A 19,246-nucleotide genomic window follows, 5' to 3' on the forward strand; every position below is an offset into this window, starting at 1 on the left:
TAGGCATGCTTGGGATCGGGGATACCCGCGTCATTGAGCCGTTGACCATGCCATTGCGGGATGCTGCGCCGCCGCTGCCCACCGGCAGCATCGAGGCCGAGGAAGTCCCGGAAGCGGTGCGCCCACAACCGGTGCCGCTGGTGCGGCTGCTGCTTCCGGTGGTGATGATTGCGGCGATGCTCGGCATGGTCGCCCTCATGGTGTTAGGCGCTGGGGAATCCCGGCAGATTAGCCCGATGGCCTTGATGTTTCCATTGATGATGCTGGCGAGCATGGCCATGATGTTTGGGCCCAATAATAGCGGGCAGGATCCGGATGAAACCCGGCGTACCTACCTGCGCCACATCAAAGCCTTGCGGGAAAAGGCGCTGCGCAATGCCTCGGCGCAGCGTGCACATGAAAGTTATCGCCACCCGGCACCGGTGGAACTTAGCACTCTAGTCGGCTCGCGCCGCATGTGGGAGCGTGGCCCGGATGACTCGGACGCCCTCGAGGTACGCGTGGGAACTGGACCAACGACGTTGTGCACCCCCATCAACGTGCCGGATTCCGGCGCCACTGAAGACCTGGACCCGGTGTGTGCGGTAAGCATGCGCCAGACCATTAAGGCGGTGGGCACCGTTCCCGATATGCCGGTGGTTATCCAACTGCAGGCCTTTCGCTTCCTGTCCGTGTCAGGTACCGCGTCTTCCCAAGGCGAAGAGCCTGCAGATCCCGCCAGAGATATGGTGCGCGCAATGGTGCTGCAGATGGCGTTGGCGCATGGCCCGGAAACCTGCGGTATCGAGGCCATCGGTGGCCAGTGGGAGTGGCTGAAGTGGCTGCCCCATGCGCGCACACCGGAAAAGGCCCGCTTTCGCATCCTCATAGTCGATGGCGTGCTGACCACGGGAACCGAAGACTTCTTCCACGATGATTCCTATACCACCATCATTGAGGTCGGTGGGGCGCCGTCTTCGGCGCTGGGGGTACGCGCCGAGCACGAAGGGCTAAGCCTCGTGGCAGGGGAGCAGCTGCAGGTGGTCACCGCGGCAGGGGTGGAAGACCTTGGGGCTCCCGATGGAATGAGTGCGGCCGGAGCGACGTTGCTTGCACGCAGTATGGCCTCCTACCGCCGCCCCGATAGCACTTCTGGCCGGCGCGGCAGTGACCTTATGGGCCTTCTGGGCTATCGCGATGTGGAAGAGCTAGCGGCCAGTGGCATGTGGCATGGCCGGGAGGGCTCGGCGCGTCTCATGGTGCCCATCGGCATCGATACGGTGGGCCAGCCCGTCACGGTAGATCTCAAGGAATCTGCCCACGGCGGTATGGGCCCGCACGGCCTGTGCATCGGTGCGACCGGCAGCGGCAAGTCGGAGCTGCTGCGCACCCTTGTCACCGCGCTGGCGGCTACCCATAGTCCGGACGAGCTTAACCTCGTGCTCGTGGATTTCAAGGGCGGCGCGACATTCTTAGGATGCGACCGCCTGCCGCATACCTCCGCGGTGATTACCAACCTGGAGGAGGAATCTACTCTGGTAGAGCGCATGTATGATGCCATCTCCGGCGAGATGAACCGACGCCAAGAGCTGCTGCGCACCGCCGGAAACTTTGCCAATGTCAGTGAGTACAACGCTTCTGCCACCGCCGTGCGTGAGCACGGGCCGCTTCCGGCCTTGGTCATTGTGGTCGATGAGTTCTCGGAGCTTTTGGGCCAGCACCCGGATTTCGCGGAACTCTTTGTCGCCGTCGGCCGCTTGGGGCGCAGTCTCCACGTGCACCTGCTTTTGGCCTCCCAAAGGCTCGAAGAAGGCCGCTTGCGGGGGTTAGATTCCCACTTGTCCTACCGAATCGGCCTGAAAACCTTCTCCTCAGCGGAATCCCGCCAGGTATTGGGCGTGACCGATGCCTACCACCTGCCCGGCCAGCCCGGCGCGGGCTACCTCAAATCCGATGCCGAGGCCTTGACCCGCTTCCAAGCTTCTTATGTGTCTGGACCTCTGCCGCGCCGGGCGCTTGCCGACGCCTCCGTGGATCACCCCGCAGCCTCCCGCGGCCGCGTGCAGCTCTTTCATGGCTGGTCCCAGGAAGAAGACAATACTAGCGCTGCGGTGGTTCTCGATGACTCCACCACTGTGCTTACCGAGGTCGTGCGCGCCGCGGCGGAAGAGGCCCACCTGCGCGATCAATCGGCGCACCGCATCTGGCTGCCGCCGCTACCGCCGGTCATTGAGCTATCCGCGTTGCCGGGGCTTTCCGGTGCAGATGACGCGGGTGCAGTCTCGCCCGCAGTGGACCAAGGGTCGCTGCGCGCGCCCATCGGCATTATCGATAGGCCGTACTACCAACGCCAGGACGAGCTGATTATTGATTTCACCCAGCACGGCGGACACATGGCCCTGTGTGGCGGTCCACAGTCCGGTAAATCGAGTGCGCTGCGCACGATCGTCTCTGCGCTAGCTCTACGGCATGATCCGCAGGCGGCACGCTTCTACGTCATCGATCTTGGCGGCGGTCAGCTAGCATCCCTGGAGCGACTGCCCCACGTGGCCGGAGTTGCCGGGCGCGAGGAGGGCGAAAAGGTACGGCGCATCGTCGACGAAGTAGCTGGGTTTATCCGCCGTCCAGAACGGTGCGCAACCTTCCTTGTCATTGATGGCTGGCACCACATCGGTACCTCGAATGCGGAGTTTGAAGACATAGCGGAGAAGGTTACCGAGATCGTCGCCGATGGCGCCTCCGCCCACGTGCACGTCATCATTGCCACTTCGCGGTGGACCACGATGCGCCCCGCTATCCGCGATCTCATTGCCAACCGCCTCGAGCTGCGCCTAGGCGAGGCCTTGGATTCGCTCATCGACCGCAAACTACAGCAAAAGCTTCCCTGCGCGCCGGGCCGCGGGCTCACCTTGACGGGTGAGAATATGCTCTTAGCTCGCACCTCTAACCAGGACATCGCTCACATCTGCCGCGTTCATGCGGAGGCTCAGCCGGTTCCTCAGCTCAAGATGCTGCCCGCCGTGCTTACCCCGGCCGCACTCGCAGCTCAAGGGGATGTTCCCGCCGGTGAGATCGCCTGGGGCATCGGCGGGCGCGACCTCGATACGCTGACCTGGAATCCGTCGCGCGAGCCGCACCTAGTGGCAATCGGGGCGCAGGGGTGTGGCAAGTCCACCTTCCTGGCGCAGGTCATGCGCGGTATTAGCGCTTTTGCGAGGGAAGACGCCCGGCTCGTGGTCATCGACCAGCGCCGAGCCCACCTAGGAACCTTGGACCAGAACATGGTTGCTGCCTACGCCGCGACGCAGTCGAGTGCGCAAGAGACCATTGTCGATACAGTCCGGACCCTGGAATCTCGCCTGCCTGGCCCGGACATTACCCCGGCGCAGCTCGCCGCACGAGATTGGTGGCAGGGCCCAGATATTTACCTAGTCATCGATGATGCGGACCTGCTGAGCGATATTGCCCTCTCGCCACTGCTGGAATTGCTCCCACATGCCCGCGACATTGGCTTGCACCTTGTTATCGCTCGCAAATCCGGCGGCATCGGCCGTGCCCTCTTTGGCCAATTCTTTTCCGCGGTGCGCGATCTGCAGCCGGCGCTGTTGCTTTTCGACGCCGACCGCGACGAAGGAACCATCTTCGGACTCAAGCCCTGCCACCAACCACCCGGCCGCGGTCAGTGGAGCATCCGCGGTGAAAACCTCGGCGTCGCCCAAGCGGTGTACCTAGAAGGAGAGAAGTAAATGACCACCAATCTCAGCGCGCATACGCCAACCGACACCCCTATTCCTACTGGTGGGGAGACCACCGCCGTCCCCATTACCGTCACCATCCTGGATGCGGCCACAATCTTTGAAGGGCCCGAAACGGTCTATCGCTATGACCTGCCGGGAACCGGCATTGTGGAAGGCTGGGCCTTGGGCCAAGTCATGGATCAGATATCCAAGATGGCGGGACTGTCCTGGCCCGACGTGGAAGCCTGCGTGGTGGCAGACTCTTCCGGCACGGACATTGCGCAGGAAGCCACCTCCATCATCTGCCGGCAATTGGAAGTCACAGGCGTGCGCCTCATCGACCCAGAACCAACCATCTCCCCGCTAGCCGCCCCGGACCCACTCGATCCGCCTCCTCACCCGGTTCCTGAAACCACTGATTCGGCACCTCCCACTACGGTGATGGAGGCACCTGCTTATGACGAGCCGGTAACGCCACGCTGGACCGACCGCCTGCGCGGTTGGCTCGGAGCCATCGATATCTTTCATGTGGCAATTGCCGTGGTCATCATCGCCGTGGCTGGGGCTTCTTGGTGGGCCATCGGTGCCCAAGCTTCAGACGATGACGACGCCGCTTCGGATGCATCGCACCCGCAACCCCGCGCTGCCGAGCCAAGCGGCGATGGTGCGGCGGAGTCCGCGCCGGCCTCGCCGCAACCGGGAATGCCAGGCGCGTCAGATTCCGGCAGCGACGAATTGAACCCAGGCGAAAAGCGCTTAGACGTGGAAGGAATGTCAGTAGTAGTCCCCAGTGGGTTCCACACCAAGGTAGAAGATGGTCTGGTCACCGCCACCGGGAAAGACCCGAACCTACGCATCCTGCTGGCGGCGGATGAGATGTTTAACGTGCCGGCGGATGCCCTGTTCAAAGAAATTCACGCGCAGGTCGACGAAGATCCGACGCTTCGCGATGCCACCGATGAGGCAGGGCGCCTGACCTATACCGAAGACCCCGGGGACGGCTCCTTGGTGGAATGGACCACTTGGGAAGACCGAGGCCACCAGATGTCCGTGGGGTGCCATACCCGGCATAACTCCAACGCCGTTCAAAAGGCAGCCTGCCGCATGGCCACGGAAAGCCTGGTCAAAAAATAGTCTCAAAAACTTTGCCCCAGCCGGGAACCGTTTGGCGGAAAGTTCAGTCCAATAAGAGTGAGAAAGCACAGATGCGAAGCACAGCTGCTTTTTCGGGGGAAATACACACAATCTCATCCGCCCTAAGGAGGGGCGCACTCTTATGTCTCAGACTTTCAAGACACAAGCCGATGTCATGGTTGCCACCGCTGGCAAAGTCGATAACACCAACGATGAAGTCCAAGGCGAGCTCACCCGCCTGCAGGGCGTCGTCGACTCCGTCCGTGGCAGCTGGGTTGGCCAGGCGCAGGTCTCCTTCGATGACCTGATGCAGCGCTACAACACCTCTGCACAGCAGCTGCGCGAGGCCTTGGCCTCTATCTCTGACAATATCCGCAGCAACGCCCACAACTTCGACAACGTGGAAGCAGAAAACACCCAGGCCTTCTCCAACGTGGGCGGCGGCCTCGCCCTCTAAACCGCTCCGCACAGTTCACTACTCCGCAGCCCAAAAGCTATAGATTCACAGAAGGGAATCCACCACCACATGTCCGAGATCAAGTACGAATTCGGTGCCATTTCTTCCGCCGCAGCCGATATCAACGCCACCTCTGGTCGCATCAACAGCACCTTGGCAGACCTGAAGGCGCGCCTACAGCCGATGGTAAGCACCTGGGAGGGTGAGTCCGCCGTGGCTTATAACCAAGCGCAGGCCAAGTGGGACAAGGCGTCCCAGGAACTCAACACCGTGCTCGCCACCATCTCCAAGACCGTCGCGCAGGGCAACGATGCAATGAGCGACGTCAACCGTCGCGCCGCCGCAAGCTGGGGTTAAATCCACACCCTGTTTGCACGGTTCCACGCTGTCGCCGTCGGGGCTGCGGTGCCACTGACACACCCGCGTGGCAGGAGGCGGACGCAGCCGCAGCCTTGGCCACGAAACCAGCGTGGCTACTCCTTTTCTAGTTCTATTCTCTTGCGATCTCTTCCACTCTTTGAAGTCGTACCTTTCTAGTCCATACCCACGAGCCGGCACCTCCCGTTTGAGCCGCGGAAGGTGCCGGTTTCGGCGTTTTGGTCTTTGGGCAGGTGAGCAAGTAGGGTAGGAAACCTATGTGTTCGCTCGTCGGCAAGCAGCTGGCGAAGCGCTCCCTGCAGGTCTCCACCGGCCGCTGTACGGGAGTGAATGGATGCTTAGCGCTGGCCGGCAGTTCCGAGACAGACTTTCAAGGAGTCAAATTGTCTACTTTCCACCCAAAGAGCGGTGACATCACCCGCAAGTGGTACGTCATCGACGCTACTGATGTGGTGCTGGGCAAGCTCGCTTCCACCGTTGCAGACCTGCTGCGCGGCAAGCACAAGCCACAGTTCGCACCAAACGTTGATGCTGGTGACCACGTCATCATCATCAACGCTGACAAGATCCACGTTTCTTCCGTCAAGCGCGGCCGCGAGATGCGCTACCGCCACTCCGGTTACCCGGGCGGCCTGAAGTCCATGACCCTGGGTCAGTCTTTGGACGCCAACCCGGTTCGCGTTATCGAAGAATCCGTTGCCGGCATGATGCCGCACAACAAGCTCTCCCGCGCTTCCATCAAGAAGCTGCACGTCTTCGCAGGCGAAGAGCACCCGTACGCCGGCCAGAAGCCGGAAACCTTCGAGTTTAAGCAGGTGGCACAGTAATGTCTGAGCAGAACATCGACAACAACGTAGCCGACGCTGCTGACATCGCTGCAGCAAGCGCCGCTACCGAAGAGTTCACCAACACCATCGGTGATTCCATCGCACCGGCCGAGACCGAAGAGGTCGAGGCTGCCGCTCCGGTACACGAGGGCCCGATCCAGACCGTCGGTCGTCGTAAGCGCGCCGTCGCACGTGTTCGCCTCGTTGCTGGCTCCGGCCAGATTGTGGTTAACGGCCGCGAGTTCGGCGAGTACTTCCCGAACAAGCTGCACCAGCAGGATATCCTCACTCCGCTGACCCTGCTGGAGCGCGAGAACCAGTTCGACCTCAAGGTCACCGTTAACGGCGGCGGCCCAACCGGTCAGGCTGGCGCCCTGCGTCTGGCTATCGCTCGTGCACTGAACATCTACAACCCGGCTGACCGTACCGCCCTCAAGAAGGCTGGTCTGCTCACCCGAGATGCTCGTGCAGTTGAGCGTAAGAAGGCTGGTCTGCACAAGGCACGTCGCGCACCGCAGTACTCCAAGCGTTAATCTCGCTTCTACTGCGCGCGCAAGCGCAACGCAAAGCCGCTGCTTCCTTTGGGAGGCGGCGGCTTTCGTCGTTTTTGAGCTTTGGCAGAGGAGAACGACACCTCTGCATGGTAGTACTATCTGTGGTACTGATTAGTTGTGGGTAGCAGCGTAGAAGAAATCTTGGCCAAAATGAAAAGAAGCCCAGTGAACATAGCTTTTTCGGATCTAGTAAGTGTGTGTGACTATTTTTTTGAGCGAAGAAGCAGCAAAGGTACGTCGCACAGAACTTATAAGACGCCATGGCGTGGAGATCCCCGAGTGAATATTCAGAACGCGAAAGGAAAAGCGAAAGCTTACCAAGTTCGCCAAGTTCTTAAAGCGGTACAAAGGCTACAAAGCGAGCAAGAAAGAAGATAAAAATGGACGTCAGCAAATACACCTATCAAGTCTTCTGGTCTGAAGAGGATAATGAGTTTGTGGCGACGGTTGCCGAGTTTCCTTCACTATCGTGGCTGGATTCTGACCGTAGCTGTGCAGAGCAGGAACTGCTGAAGTTGGTTGCGGAAGTAGTAGAAGATATGCAGGTTTCAGGGGAAGTCATCCCTCAGCCGTTGGGGGCTCGTTCATATTCGGGAAAATTCAACGTTCGAACCTCTCCGTCGCTGCATCGTAAGCTAGTGATGGAAGCAAAGACGGAAGGAATTTCACTCAACGCATTGATAAACCAGAAGCTTGCCTCCGCCTAGCCCGCCCCAACATGCAATCGATGGGCACAGGAGTGCATAATTGATTGCATGACTCGACTTTTTGGAACCGATGGCGTTCGCGGCCTCGCGAACAAGAAGCTGACCCCTATTCTGGCCTTGCAGCTAGGCCAGGCCGCTGCGGAGGTATTTACCGCCAAGCGTGAATCCTACGAGCGCCAGCCGCTGGCCATTATTGGCCGCGACCCGCGTGTTTCTGGCGAGATGCTGGATGCGGCGATTGCGTCCGGGCTGGCTTCCCGCGGCGTGGACGTGGTGCGCGTAGGCGTGCTGCCGACGCCGGCGATTGCCTACCTGACGGATGACTATGGTGCGGATTTGGGCGTGATGATTTCCGCCTCCCACAACCCGATGCCAGACAACGGCATCAAGTTCTTCTCCGCAGGTGGTAAGAAGCTACCAGACGAGGTAGAAGATCAGATTCAGGCCACCATGGAAAACCTCACCGAGGATGGCCCGACCGGCACCAAGTTGGGCCGCATCATCTCGGAGGCCCCGGACGGACGCGAGCGCTACCTCAACCACTTGAAGGAAGTGGTCTCCACCGACCTGAGCGGCATCAAGGTGGTCGTAGACACCGCCAATGGTGCGGCCTCCAAGGTTGCTCCGATCGCCTACGAGGCGGCTGGTGCAGAGGTTATTGCTATCCACAACAAGCCGAATGCCTTCAATATCAATGAGGACTGCGGTTCGACGCACATTGAAAAGGCACAGGCAGCCGTCGTCGAGCATGGCGCCGATCTGGGCCTAGCCCATGATGGCGACGCCGACCGTTGCCTGGCTGTGGATGCCGAGGGCAATGTTGTCGACGGTGACCAGATTATGGCCCTGCTGGCCGTAGGCATGAAGGAGGACAATGACCTGCGCTATAACACTCTGGTAGCAACCGTCATGTCTAACCTGGGCCTGAAGCTAGCCATGCAGGAACAAGACATCGAGGTGCGCCACACCGCAGTAGGTGACCGCTACGTGCTGGAAGAGCTTAACCGCGGCGATTTCTCCTTGGGCGGCGAGCAGTCTGGCCACGTCGTGTTGCCAGATGATTGCACGACTGGCGACGGCACGCTTACTGGCCTGTCCATCATGGCGCGCATGGCCAAGTCCGGAAAGTCCCTGAAGGAATTGGCATCGGTAATGACCGTGCTGCCGCAGGTGCTCATTAACGTGCCGGTTTCTGATAAGGGCGTCATCATGGACGCCCCCGAGGTACAAGAAGCCATTGCCCAGGCCGAGGAAGAACTCGGCGAAACCGGCCGCGTCCTGTTGCGCCCCTCCGGCACTGAGGAGGTTTTCCGCGTCATGGTGGAGGCCGCCGATAAGGAGCAGGCCCGCAAGGTTGCCGGCAGGCTCTCCGCCATCGTTTCCTCGGTCTAGCGCAACCGCCTGGTGCGGAAGAATTTTGGCATCCTAGGGAACCATTTGGCGCAATCCCCAGTCCAATGAAGGTGAGAACTTTTACCGCATATGGATTTGGGGGAATACACCAGTGTCTGAGGTTTTTCTTCGCCCCTCGGAGGCGATGTCCGCACTACGGCAGGTCGTAGCCGATAACGACGAACAACGCGATGCCCACCGGGCCGAGGTGCCGGATTTTCCGGTGGCCGCGGCTGGACGCAACCTTGGCGGCCACGGTGAGCGCATTCGCGATGTCTTGGCGCGCATCCATGAGCGCGGCGGGCAGAGGTTGGATAACTTATCCGCCACCGCCCACGCCGCCCATGAACAGGTGCGCGCCATTGCCGATTTTGATGAGTCCTTCGGCAGCTCCTTTGCGCGCGGCGGGGAGGCGGACAGCAAGTGAGTACGCTGACAAAATCCCTGCTGGGGGACTATTCAAACGCGATTTCCCAATTCCAATTCGCATGCTTGGGAAGCTACTCGGGCCCCAGCATGCCGATGAACCTACTGGGGGAGCTAGTCGGTGCGGTGGACGGTATCGCGCCCGAAAACCTGGTGAAAAACACCGTTGCGGCCGTAGGCGGTAACCGCCCGAAGGGAGGCGGTGCTGGATTAGCGGGCTATTTGCAGCAAGATGATTCCGAGGTTGCTCAAGGCGCTATGCGCGAGCACCTGTGCGGCGTGCAGGAAGATTTCGACATTGACCGCCAGGATGCTGCCCATCTCACCAGTTCGGCGGAGCAGTGCTCGGGCGCTATTGCCGACGTCGTCGATGTCTCCGACACCGCCCTTACTGAGCTCATCTCTGCGGTCATCCCACTGCTGAATATCTTGTCCATGGTGGCCACCAAGCACCCGCTGGCCAGGTTTATTATCCCGATTCTTTCCACCATCGGCGGGCGCGTTATCGAAGAGACGAATCACAATATCGCTAGCACCTGCCGCGACCGCGATGATGCGATTGAGTCCTGCTATAACGAGTTTGAATCGCGCTGCGAATGCGTCTGCGAGCGCCCAATGCCGGAAGAATGCCCGACGCCAGCTAAACCTACAGATGATGCCTGCCTCGCACCGGTAGAGCAATGCCCGGAGACTCCTACTCCCACTAAGCCGATGCCGAAGGAAGAATGCCCACCTCCGCCCTCGCAGCCCACCGAGCCAGCCCAGGTGGAGTGCCCACCAGAGCCCAAGCCCATGCCGGAGCCCGACTCAAAGCAAGAATCCAGCCAGACCACTTCCACGCCGCCACAGCCGACGCCTCCTTCGCCACCACCAGTTCCGCCAAGGGAATGCCCCGAGCCCGAGCCGGAGCAATCATCCAAGACGGAAGTGCACACGGAGACCACCGCAGAACACGGCGCGGGCTGCCACTGCCAAGAGTGCACCGAGCAATCATTTACCGAGCGTCCATCGCAGTCCCAGCGCGAAGTAGAGATCACCAGGCCGGCACAGGCGGAGATCATTCCGCCGCCGGAGCCGCCAGAACAGCCACAGCAAGAAGAAGAGCCGTGCCCGGAACCTGAACCTCAGCCAGAGCCGAAACCTAAGCCAGACATGGATACAGAACCCGCTTCTGAATCGGGCGCAGGCGAGGAAACGCTCTGCCCTGAAAATACCGCGGGAAATTCTGAAGAATGTGTGGAAACGACCCAAACCAGCTCAGAAGGCTGTGGAATTGAATCCTCCTGCAGTGGCAGCCTCGGCCTGGTAGGGGCCGGAATCGCTTTAGTAGGCGTGGGCCTCATTGTGGAAGGTGCCGCGCAGTGCCTGGAGCACATGTCCGACGCGGATTGCCCGGTGCAAGAGCCTGAACCGGGCCCTGAGCCTGAGCCAGAACCAGAACCTGATCCCTGCCCGGAACCTGAGCCCGAACCCGAGCCGGAGCCTTGTCCTGAACCGGAGCCAACTGGCGATGATGGCGTAATGGCGCCGCCTCCTGAGCTGTCTCAGGTAGAGGAGCCAACGCCGCCACCAGAGAAGGTGGCACACCTCCAGGCGGCCGGTCCAGCAGAGGCACCGTCACCAGCCCCAACCCCAGCTCCTGAACCAGCACCGGCACCGGACCCAGCACCGCAGCCGGCTCCAGAAGAAGCACCGGCACCGGCACCAGCGCCGCAGCAAGAGGCGGCACCCGCGCCAGAAGAACCAACCATTAAGGCACGAAAGGCAGGTCAGTGGTAATGAATAACGACTTCGCAGAATTTGCGCAGGGCTTTCGGGAAAGGACGGCTAAACGCCTGCTGGAATTTGAAAAAACGCTGGCGAAAGCGCAAGACGAGCTAGAAAAGTCCGCGGATAAGGCCATGCAGGAGGCGCGAAGGGAGAAGGGGCAGGTGGGGCGTCGGCAAGCGGCGGCGATGCCAAGGCCCCGATATGGCGCTGCCCCGGCGCGCTCAAGGAACGCGTCGGGGCAGGTGCAATCTGTGCTGCGGCGGGGCTAATACCTTAGGCGTCGCGGGTGACGCCGGCGCGCTCGGCCAAGTCCTCGCCTACGAGGCTTTCGACCTTCTTGGCGCTCGCCTCTGGATCCGCAAAGGCGGCATAGGTGGAATCGCCATTGAGGGTGGCCAGCAGGAAGCCGGTGACCAAGCCGCGGGCGATTTCGGTAGGGCCGGACTGGAAGGCGGCGGTGCCGATGGCGAGCTTGCGCAGGCGATCCTCGGTAAAGCCGGCGTGGCTGCCCTTGTCGATGGCGCGGAAGCAGACCGGTCCGTTCCAGTTATGGGCCAGCTTGGCGGGGTTGCCGGCATTGAAAATATCTTCCTGGCCGGAGCCAATGACCAAGCCCGGGGTAGTAATGCGGCGGGCTGCCTGCACCGCAGACGGCGCGGTGATGGAAGGGTAAATCGCGGCGACGGCGGCGACCTTCTGGTTATCTAAGGCGCCGAGCACGGCTGTGCCACCGCCCATGCCGTGGCCAATCATGCCGAGCTTGCCCGGAGAGACCGTAATATTGCCAGCGCCAAGCTTTACCCCAGCGGCAATCTGCAGCGCGGATTCCATATCCGCGGCCAAGTTGCGGTGGTTGGGGAAAGGGCCGGTCTCGGAATCGGGGGCTACCACGACGATGCCCCAGCTAGCCAGGTGGCGCAGGGTGGCGTGGTAATCCTTAATCTTGTGCATCCAGTCATGGCCAAAGGCCACGGCGGGCAGGCTTTGGCCCTCCGCAGGGGTATAAACCTTGCCGGTGACTCCGGCATAGTCAAGGTCGCCAACCAAAACTCGGTTGCGACCGCGCTTCGACAACGTTGCTAGATGTTTATTCAAATTCGCAGACACGCATTCCAGGATAGAGGAAGATCACCCGCTAGGCGGGAAAGGGTGCGGGTTTATCTGAGAAATGTCTGCGTAGTATCCAGCCGAGCCACGGGTGTGGTGGAAAGGCTTTCCTAAGCCCCTCCTAACTTGCGCCCCTGTGGGTAGGGGAGTGCAATGTGTGGGCAACTACATACTCTATTTTTCTGGGAAGGCGGGCTGCGGTACATGACTACCGGCGTCGTTGATGTGGAAGAACTTTCTACTCGTTATGGGATGGAGGTAAAGACCGAGGTTATTGACCGCGTGGCACATGCCTCCGATGCCTCGCATTACCTGTACACCCCTAAGGCAGTCATTGAGGCCCGCTCGGCCGAGCACGTGGCTGCCATCTTCCGCGCGGGCCGGCAGCAGAATGTTCCGGTCACCCTGCGCTCCGGCGGTACCTCCCTTGCCGGCCAGGCTTCCGGCGATGGCTACCTGGTGGACGTGCGCAAGCACTTCCGCGGCATCGAGGTATTGGATGAGGGCAAGCGCGTGCGCGTCCAGCCCGGCGCCACGGTGCGCCAGGTCAACGCCCGCCTGGGCCTGCGCAATCGCAAGCTTGGCCCGGATCCGGCTAGTGAATCTGCCTGCACCATCGGTGGCGTGGTGGCCAATAACTCCTCCGGTATGGCCTGCGGTACCGAGCTCAATACGTATAACACTCTGGAATCGCTAACCTTCGTGCTGCCTACCGGCACCGTGATCAATACCGCCGATGCGGATGCAGACCGGCAGTTCCAACAGCAGGAACCGGAGCTGGTGGAAACACTTACCCGCCTGCAGCGCCGCGTGCGCGATAACCAGGAGTCCGTGGATATTGTCCGCCGCCACTTCCAGCTGAAAAACACGATGGGCTATGGCCTCAATTCCTTCCTGGATTTTGATAGCCCGGTCAAGCTCTTTGAGCACCTGCTCATCGGCTCGGAGGGAACCCTGGCCTTCATCGCTGAGGCGGTATTCCGCACCGTGCCCATTTCCAAGCTGACCACCACCACGGTGGCTGTCTTTGATGACCTCACCGCTGCCACCAAGTCCCTGCCGGCCCTGCTAGATACCGGGGCGGCCACCCTGGAGCTGATGGACTCTGCCTCGATCCGCGTAGGCCAAGGCTTTGACAAGATCCCGCAGGCCATCACCGGTTTCGATGTGGACAAGCAGGCCGCACTGCTCATTGAGTACCACGCGGATGCAGAAGAAGAACTGCGGGAGAAGGAAGGCAAGGGCTCGCAGCTTCTGCGCGAGCTGCCGCTGCAATCGCCGGCTGCCTTCTCGGCCGATGCCGCTTCGCGCAATACCGCGTGGAGCTTCCGCAAGGGCCTGTACGCCCAGGTCGCTGAGGCGCGCCCGTCCGGTACAACCGCGCTTTTGGAAGATATCGTCGTGCCCGTGGGGGATTTGGCTGATACCTGCTCTTCCCTGCAGGAACTCTTTGCCCGCTATGGCTATGACGACGCCGTTATCTTCGGCCACGCCAAAGACGGCAATATCCACTTCCTGCTCACGGACCGTTTTGAAGGCGATGACGCCATCGGTCGGTATAACGACTTCAACGAGGGCATGGTGGACTTGGTTCTCTCGGCCGAGGGCAACCTCAAGGCCGAGCACGGCACCGGCCGCGCCATGGCGCCATATGTACGCCGCCAGTATGGCGACGAACTCTACGCGGTCATGCAAGAACTCAAGCGGGCCTGCGATCCCACCAACACGATGAACCCAGGCGTTATCTTGGACGATGACCCCGATGCGCACATCAAAAACATCAAGCTCAACCCCACCGTGGAAGAGGAAGTGGACCGCTGCGTGGAGTGCGGCTACTGCGAGCCGGTCTGCCCGTCGCGCGATCTCACCCTTACCCCGCGCCAGCGCATCGTCGTGCGCCGCGCCCGCAAGCGCGCGGAAGAAGCCGGCGATAGCCAGCTCGTAGCCGAGCTGGATGGGGCCTATGAATACATGGGCATCGAGACCTGCGCGGTGGATTCCATGTGCCGCACCGCCTGCCCGGTAGGTATCGATACCGGCAAGTTCATCAAGCGCCTGCGCCGCGAGGAGGCCCAACCAGCGCAGCAGAAGCTGTGGGGCGCTGCCGCCAAGAACTGGCAGGTGGTTAGCCAAGGCGCCGGGCTGGCGCTGACCGGCGCGCACCTGCTGCCCACCGAGCTGGTCAAGAAGGTCACCGACGTGGGCCGCAACCTCATCGGCACCGATAATCTGCCGCAGTACCAGCCGGAGCTGGGCAAGGGCGGCAAGTCCCGCGGCCGCTTGGCCGGGCGCGTGGGAGACCGCTACGCTCAGACCACCGGAATTTACCTGCCGGCCTGCGTGAACACCATGTTTGGCCCGCAGGGCGGTGGCAAGGGCACTACCGATTCCTTCGTGGCTCTCTTGGAGCGCGCCGGGGTAGCGCTGGAGGTTCCGGAGGGCATCGACAAGCTCTGCTGTGGCACGCCGTGGGCCTCTAAGGGCATGCAGGCCGGCCACGATGCGATGGAGCAGCGCGTGCGCGATATCGTCATGGAGGCCACCGATGGTGCGCGCCTGCCGGTCATCGTGGACGCCAGCAGCTGCACCGCCGGGTTTAAGGACATGCTGGAGTCCGTGGGCATTACCGTTCTTGACGCCATTAGCTTTACGGCCGATACCCTCCTGCCGCAGCTTGAGGTGAAGAACCCGGCGGACTCCGTGACCGTGCACCCCACCTGCTCTGCCTTCCAGCTGGGCATGATGGAAGACGTGGAGAAGGTAGCCCGCGCCGCCGCGGCCGAGGTACACATTCCCACTGACTGGAATTGCTGCGGCTATGCCGGCGATCGCGGCATGCTGCATCCGGAGCTAACCGACGCCGCAACGCGCGCCGAAGCCGCGCAAGTCAAGGAAATCGGGGCGCAGTATCACGCCTCGACCAACCGCACCTGCGAGCTCGGCCTGACCCGTGCTACCGGCGAGGATTATCACCACATTCTGGAACTTTTGGAGCAGGCGACGCGCTAGTTTTCCCAGCGCACTAGCGGGTGGGGCGCTAAGCCCCGCTTGCCGACGCCCCGCCCGCCTAGAGGTTTCTTCCCCGTGCTGTAAAATCAGCAACCATGTGTGGAATTGTTGGATATATTGGTCACGCTGGTGGTGACCGTGATTACTTCGCCCTCGACGTAGTTCTAGAAGGTCTGCGCCGTTTGGAATACCGCGGCTATGACTCCGCTGGCGTAGCAATGTACGCCGATGGGGACATTAGCTGGCGCAAGAAGGCCGGTAAGGTCGCTGCGCTGGATGCTGAGATTGAGGCCCGCCCGTTGCCAGACTCCGTGCTGGGCATTGGCCATACCCGCTGGGCTACCCATGGTGGCCCTACCGACCTGAATGCGCACCCGCACGTGGTCGATGGCGGCAAGCTGGCCGTGGTGCACAACGGCATCATTGAGAACTTCGCCGAGCTCAAGTCCGAGCTTTTGAGCAAGGGCTACAACTTTGTTTCCGAGACCGACACTGAGGTTGCCGCTACGTTGCTGGGCGATGTCTTCCACAACGAGGCCGCTGGGGACCTCACCAAGGCAATGCAGCTGACCTGCTCCCGCTTGGAGGGCGCCTTCACACTGCTGGCCATCCACGCCGAGCAGGCCGATCGCATCGTTGCCGCTCGCCGTGACTCGCCGCTGGTTATCGGCCTGGGCGAGGGCGAGAACTTCCTCGGTTCCGACGTATCTGGCTTCATCGATTACACCAAGTCCGCCGTGGAGATGGACAACGACCAGGTCGTGACCATCACCGCCGACGAGGTGGAAATCACCGATTATGCGGGCAACCCTGCACAGGGCAAGCCTTTTGAAATCAAGTGGGATGCCGCCGCTGCCGAAAAGGGTGGCTTCGATTCCTTCATGGAAAAGGAAATTCACGACCAGCCCGCCGCTGTGCGCGATACCCTGCTCGGCCGCTTTGATGAACAGGGCCAGCTGGCTCTCGATGATCTGCGCATCGATGAGACCGTATTGAAGTCCATCGACAAGATCATCGTCATTGCTTGCGGTACCGCGGCCTACGCGGGCCACGTGGCGCGCTATGCCATCGAGCACTGGTGCCGCATTCCTACCGAGGTCGAGCTCGCCCACGAGTTCCGCTACCGCGATCCGATCGTGAACGAGAAGACCCTCGTCGTCGCGCTGTCCCAGTCTGGCGAGACCATGGACACCCTGATGGCTGTGCGCCACGCCCGTCAGCAGGGCGCCAAGGTTATTGCCATCTGCAATACCCAGGGCTCGTCCATTCCGCGCGAATCCGATGCTGCGCTCTACACCCACGCCGGTCCGGAAATCGCCGTGGCCTCCACCAAGGCCTTCCTGGCGCAGATTACCGCCACCTACCTGCTTGGCCTCTACCTGGCCCAGCTGCGCGGCAACATGTTCGCCGATGAAATCCAGAGCGTTCTTGCTGAGCTGCGCCACATGCCGGACAAGGTCCAAAACGTCATCGATGAAGAGGACCAGGTGGCCAACCTGGCCAACTCCATGAAGGATGCGGAATCCGTGCTCTTCTTGGGCCGCCACGTCGGATTCCCTGTAGCTCTTGAGGGCGCGCTGAAGCTCAAGGAAATCGCCTACCTGCACGCCGAGGGCTTTGCCGCCGGCGAGCTCAAGCACGGCCCGATTGCACTGATTGAGGAAGGCCAGCCGGTCTTCGTTATCGTGCCGTCCCCGCGCGGCCGCGACTCCCTGCACTCTAAGGTTGTCTCCAATATCCAGGAGATCCGCGCTCGTGGTGCCATCACCATCGTGATTGCGGAGGAGGGCGATACCGCCGTGGAGGATTACGCTAACCACGTCATCCGCATCCCGAAGGCACCGACCCTCATGCAGCCGCTACTGGCCACCGTGCCGCTGCAGATCTTCGCCGCTCACGTAGCCAAGTCCAAGGGCTACGACGTGGACCAGCCGCGTAACCTGGCCAAGTCCGTGACCGTGGAGTAATCCACCCCAAACGGCACTAGCAAAGCCTCCTTGCCCGCCGCGTAGCTTGCGCGGTAGGAAGGAGGCTTTTCTGTTGCACGCAGATCTTCCCAGGCACGGTGCTTGAAAACGGGCCACACCCCGCTCGAATTCTGCACATGGGTGAGCAGTGGCACAATGGTGAGCATGCTGAAAACCACGATTGATCTCTCCGCCATAGCGCACAACGTCCGCCTCATCAAGGAAAAGGTGGGGCCTGAGGTCAAGCTCATGTGCGTGGTCAAGGCCGATGCTTATGGGCACGGCGCGGCCAAGGTTGTGCCGGTGATGGCGCGCGCCGGTGCGGATTGCTTTGGCGTGGCCACCTTGCGGGAGGCGGTGGACCTGCGCCGCGCGGGCGTGGATGCGCCCATCGTGGCGTGGATTTGGCAAACAGATGAAATCCTCGAAGAAGCCTTGGCCAATGGAATCGAGGTAGCGGTCAACTCCCTTGAGCAGGCGCATAAGCTGGTCAAGGCCGATTTTCCTGCCGAGGTATACGTCAAGGTGGAAACCGGCATGCACCGCTCCGGTGTGGACGAAGGGGATTGGGCAGAGACCTTTAAGGTGTTGCGCGATGCCCCACACATCAAGGTGCTCGGGCTCATGTCCCACTTTGCGTGCGCCGATGAGCCGGATAATCCGCACAATGACGCGCAAGAGGAGGCGTTCCGCACGGCCCTGCAACTCGCGCGTGAGATTGGTTTGGAATGCCCAATCAATCACCTGGCCAATTCGCCCGCAGTGCTGACGCGTCCTTCCTCCTATTTCGAGCAGGTGCGCGTAGGCGCCGCTTGCTATGGCTTGGAGCCCATTGAAGGACGCGAACACGGCTTGCGCCCGGCCATGACCTGGTCCGGGCAGATTTTTAACGTCAAGCCCATTAAACCGGGGGAGGGCACGTGCTACGGATTGACCTGGAAGGCGGATAAGTCGGGATTTTTGGCCACAGTGGACTGTGGTTATGCCGATGGCCTGCCGCGTGGCTATCAGGGCGACCTGCACGTGGGCATTGGTGGGCACCTCTACCCGCAGGTAGGAAGAATCTGCATGGATCAGATTGTGGTGGACTTAGGTGAGAACCCGCATGGCGTGGACACGGGGCAAGACGCCGTGATCTTTGGCAACGGGGGAGTATCGGCCACGGATCTCGCCGCGGCAGCAGGCACCATTAACTATGAGGTGGTGTGCCTGCCCGATGGCCGCACCGAACGCGAATATATAGGAGAAGAAAATGCGCAATAGCTTTCCCGAATCCGGCAGCCGCGACCTATCCACGGTGGAAGACACCTATGCCTTTGGTGAAGAGCTAGGTGCGGCGCTTGAAGCCGGCGATGTAGTGATCCTGGATGGGCCGTTGGGGGCTGGAAAGACGACGCTGACGCAGGGCGTCGCCAAGGGCATGCAGGTTAAAGGCCGCGTTACCTCGCCAACCTTCGTTATCGCCCGCGTGCACCGCTCTACTGTGGGTGGGCCAGACCTTGTGCACGTGGATGCCTACCGCCTGCTCGATGAAGGCGGTGCTAATTCCGGGGACCCGCTAGGGGAGCTCGACGCGCTGGATCTGGACACGGAGCTAGAGGACGCCGTGGTTATTGCCGAATGGGGCGGGGGACTCGTGGAACAGATTGCGGAGCGCTACCTATTTATCAGCATCGACCGTGAGCCGGTGGACTATGCCGGCGCAGAAGAGGATGTTCGCCGCTTCACATGGTCTTGGAAAAGTGGTGCATAGTACATCGTTCCGCCTTATAGGGGGTTAAGTGATGAATATCCCAGAAAGC

16 protein-coding genes are annotated in these 19,246 nt (G+C 61.2%); 15 read left to right on the plus strand and 1 reads right to left on the minus strand.

Translation table 11 applies throughout. The features are described 5' to 3' along the window. Positions 1-5: 5 nt before the first annotated feature. The 11 genes from eccCa to MHY13_RS01430 all read left to right on the plus strand — a co-directional run bounded on the left by eccCa (position 6) and on the right by MHY13_RS01430 (position 11,630). Positions 6-3,725, plus strand: coding sequence for a type VII secretion protein EccCa (gene eccCa, locus MHY13_RS01375; protein WP_239280205.1), 3,720 nt, complete (start codon positions 6-8; stop codon positions 3,723-3,725). Continuing rightward, entirely contained in the window at positions 3,726-4,850 is a 1,125-nt protein-coding gene (locus MHY13_RS01380) for a type VII secretion-associated protein (RefSeq protein ID WP_239235129.1), read from the plus strand. A gap of 142 nt (positions 4,851-4,992) precedes the next feature. Continuing rightward, on the plus strand, positions 4,993-5,307 hold the full coding sequence (locus MHY13_RS01385; protein WP_005328030.1) for a WXG100 family type VII secretion target: 315 nt from the start codon (positions 4,993-4,995) through the stop codon (positions 5,305-5,307). Positions 5,308-5,376: 69 nt separating this feature from the next. Further along, positions 5,377-5,664: a WXG100 family type VII secretion target gene (locus MHY13_RS01390; protein WP_239193042.1), complete on the plus strand. Its 288-nt coding sequence runs from the start codon at positions 5,377-5,379 to the stop codon at positions 5,662-5,664. Positions 5,665-6,068: 404 nt separating this feature from the next. Continuing rightward, positions 6,069-6,512 (plus strand): 50S ribosomal protein L13, encoded by a 444-nt coding sequence (gene rplM, locus MHY13_RS01395; RefSeq protein ID WP_204610199.1) that lies wholly within the window; start codon positions 6,069-6,071, stop codon positions 6,510-6,512. Beyond that, entirely contained in the window at positions 6,512-7,045 is a 534-nt protein-coding gene (rpsI, locus tag MHY13_RS01400) for a 30S ribosomal protein S9 (protein ID WP_204610198.1), read from the plus strand. Before rplM ends, rpsI begins: the two co-directional genes overlap by 1 nt. 401 nt (positions 7,046-7,446) lie before the next feature. Further along, complete coding sequence (locus MHY13_RS01410) at positions 7,447-7,773, plus strand: type II toxin-antitoxin system HicB family antitoxin (RefSeq protein WP_239228597.1); 327 nt, start codon at positions 7,447-7,449, stop codon at positions 7,771-7,773. Between the two features lie 48 nt (positions 7,774-7,821). Beyond that, a complete protein-coding gene (gene glmM, locus MHY13_RS01415) occupies positions 7,822-9,165 on the plus strand; it encodes a phosphoglucosamine mutase (RefSeq protein WP_239280207.1) in 1,344 nt (447 codons plus the stop codon). A gap of 112 nt (positions 9,166-9,277) precedes the next feature. After that, positions 9,278-9,592, plus strand: a complete 315-nt coding sequence (locus MHY13_RS01420; protein ID WP_239280209.1) for a hypothetical protein — start codon at positions 9,278-9,280, stop codon at positions 9,590-9,592. Next, positions 9,589-11,370, plus strand: coding sequence for a hypothetical protein (locus MHY13_RS01425; protein WP_239280211.1), 1,782 nt, complete (start codon positions 9,589-9,591; stop codon positions 11,368-11,370). The genes MHY13_RS01420 and MHY13_RS01425 overlap by 4 nt, the downstream gene beginning before the upstream one ends. Further along, complete coding sequence (locus MHY13_RS01430) at positions 11,370-11,630, plus strand: hypothetical protein (RefSeq protein ID WP_204610194.1); 261 nt, start codon at positions 11,370-11,372, stop codon at positions 11,628-11,630. Before MHY13_RS01425 ends, MHY13_RS01430 begins: the two co-directional genes overlap by 1 nt. 4 nt (positions 11,631-11,634) lie before the next feature. Here MHY13_RS01430 and MHY13_RS01435 read toward each other — a convergent pair whose 3' ends face one another. Then, entirely contained in the window at positions 11,635-12,468 is an 834-nt protein-coding gene (locus tag MHY13_RS01435) for a dienelactone hydrolase family protein (RefSeq protein WP_239228593.1), read from the minus strand. 204 nt (positions 12,469-12,672) lie between these two features. On the opposite strand from MHY13_RS01435, the gene MHY13_RS01440 reads away from it, so the two are divergent. The 4 genes from MHY13_RS01440 (at position 12,673) to tsaE (ending at position 19,197) form a co-directional block, all read left to right on the plus strand. Beyond that, positions 12,673-15,477, plus strand: coding sequence for an FAD-binding and (Fe-S)-binding domain-containing protein (locus tag MHY13_RS01440; protein WP_239280213.1), 2,805 nt, complete (start codon positions 12,673-12,675; stop codon positions 15,475-15,477). Between the two features lie 95 nt (positions 15,478-15,572). Continuing rightward, a complete protein-coding gene (gene glmS, locus MHY13_RS01445; RefSeq protein WP_239228591.1) occupies positions 15,573-17,444 on the plus strand; it encodes a glutamine--fructose-6-phosphate transaminase (isomerizing) in 1,872 nt (623 codons plus the stop codon). Between the two features lie 159 nt (positions 17,445-17,603). Next, positions 17,604-18,707, plus strand: a complete 1,104-nt coding sequence (gene alr / locus MHY13_RS01450; protein ID WP_239280461.1) for an alanine racemase — start codon at positions 17,604-17,606, stop codon at positions 18,705-18,707. After that, entirely contained in the window at positions 18,697-19,197 is a 501-nt protein-coding gene (gene tsaE / locus MHY13_RS01455) for a tRNA (adenosine(37)-N6)-threonylcarbamoyltransferase complex ATPase subunit type 1 TsaE (RefSeq protein WP_204610187.1), read from the plus strand. The genes alr and tsaE overlap by 11 nt, the downstream gene beginning before the upstream one ends. Positions 19,198-19,246 lie beyond the last annotated feature (49 nt).

Source organism: Corynebacterium sp. ACRPE (assembly GCF_022347435.1).
GTDB lineage: Bacteria > Actinomycetota > Actinomycetes > Mycobacteriales > Mycobacteriaceae > Corynebacterium > Corynebacterium tuberculostearicum_D.

Coding starts and splice junctions, on each gene's coding strand:
- eccCa (WP_239280205.1), top strand. CDS start 6: ATGCTTGGGATCGGGGATACCCGCGTCATTGAGCCGTTGACCATGCCA.
- MHY13_RS01380 (WP_239235129.1), top strand. CDS start 3,726: ATGACCACCAATCTCAGCGCGCATACGCCAACCGACACCCCTATTCCT.
- MHY13_RS01385 (WP_005328030.1), top strand. CDS start 4,993: ATGTCTCAGACTTTCAAGACACAAGCCGATGTCATGGTTGCCACCGCT.
- MHY13_RS01390 (WP_239193042.1), top strand. CDS start 5,377: ATGTCCGAGATCAAGTACGAATTCGGTGCCATTTCTTCCGCCGCAGCC.
- rpsI (WP_204610198.1), top strand. CDS start 6,512: ATGTCTGAGCAGAACATCGACAACAACGTAGCCGACGCTGCTGACATC.
- MHY13_RS01410 (WP_239228597.1), top strand. CDS start 7,447: ATGGACGTCAGCAAATACACCTATCAAGTCTTCTGGTCTGAAGAGGAT.
- glmM (WP_239280207.1), top strand. CDS start 7,822: ATGACTCGACTTTTTGGAACCGATGGCGTTCGCGGCCTCGCGAACAAG.
- MHY13_RS01430 (WP_204610194.1), top strand. CDS start 11,370: ATGAATAACGACTTCGCAGAATTTGCGCAGGGCTTTCGGGAAAGGACG.
- MHY13_RS01440 (WP_239280213.1), top strand. CDS start 12,673: ATGACTACCGGCGTCGTTGATGTGGAAGAACTTTCTACTCGTTATGGG.
- glmS (WP_239228591.1), top strand. CDS start 15,573: ATGTGTGGAATTGTTGGATATATTGGTCACGCTGGTGGTGACCGTGAT.
- tsaE (WP_204610187.1), top strand. CDS start 18,697: ATGCGCAATAGCTTTCCCGAATCCGGCAGCCGCGACCTATCCACGGTG.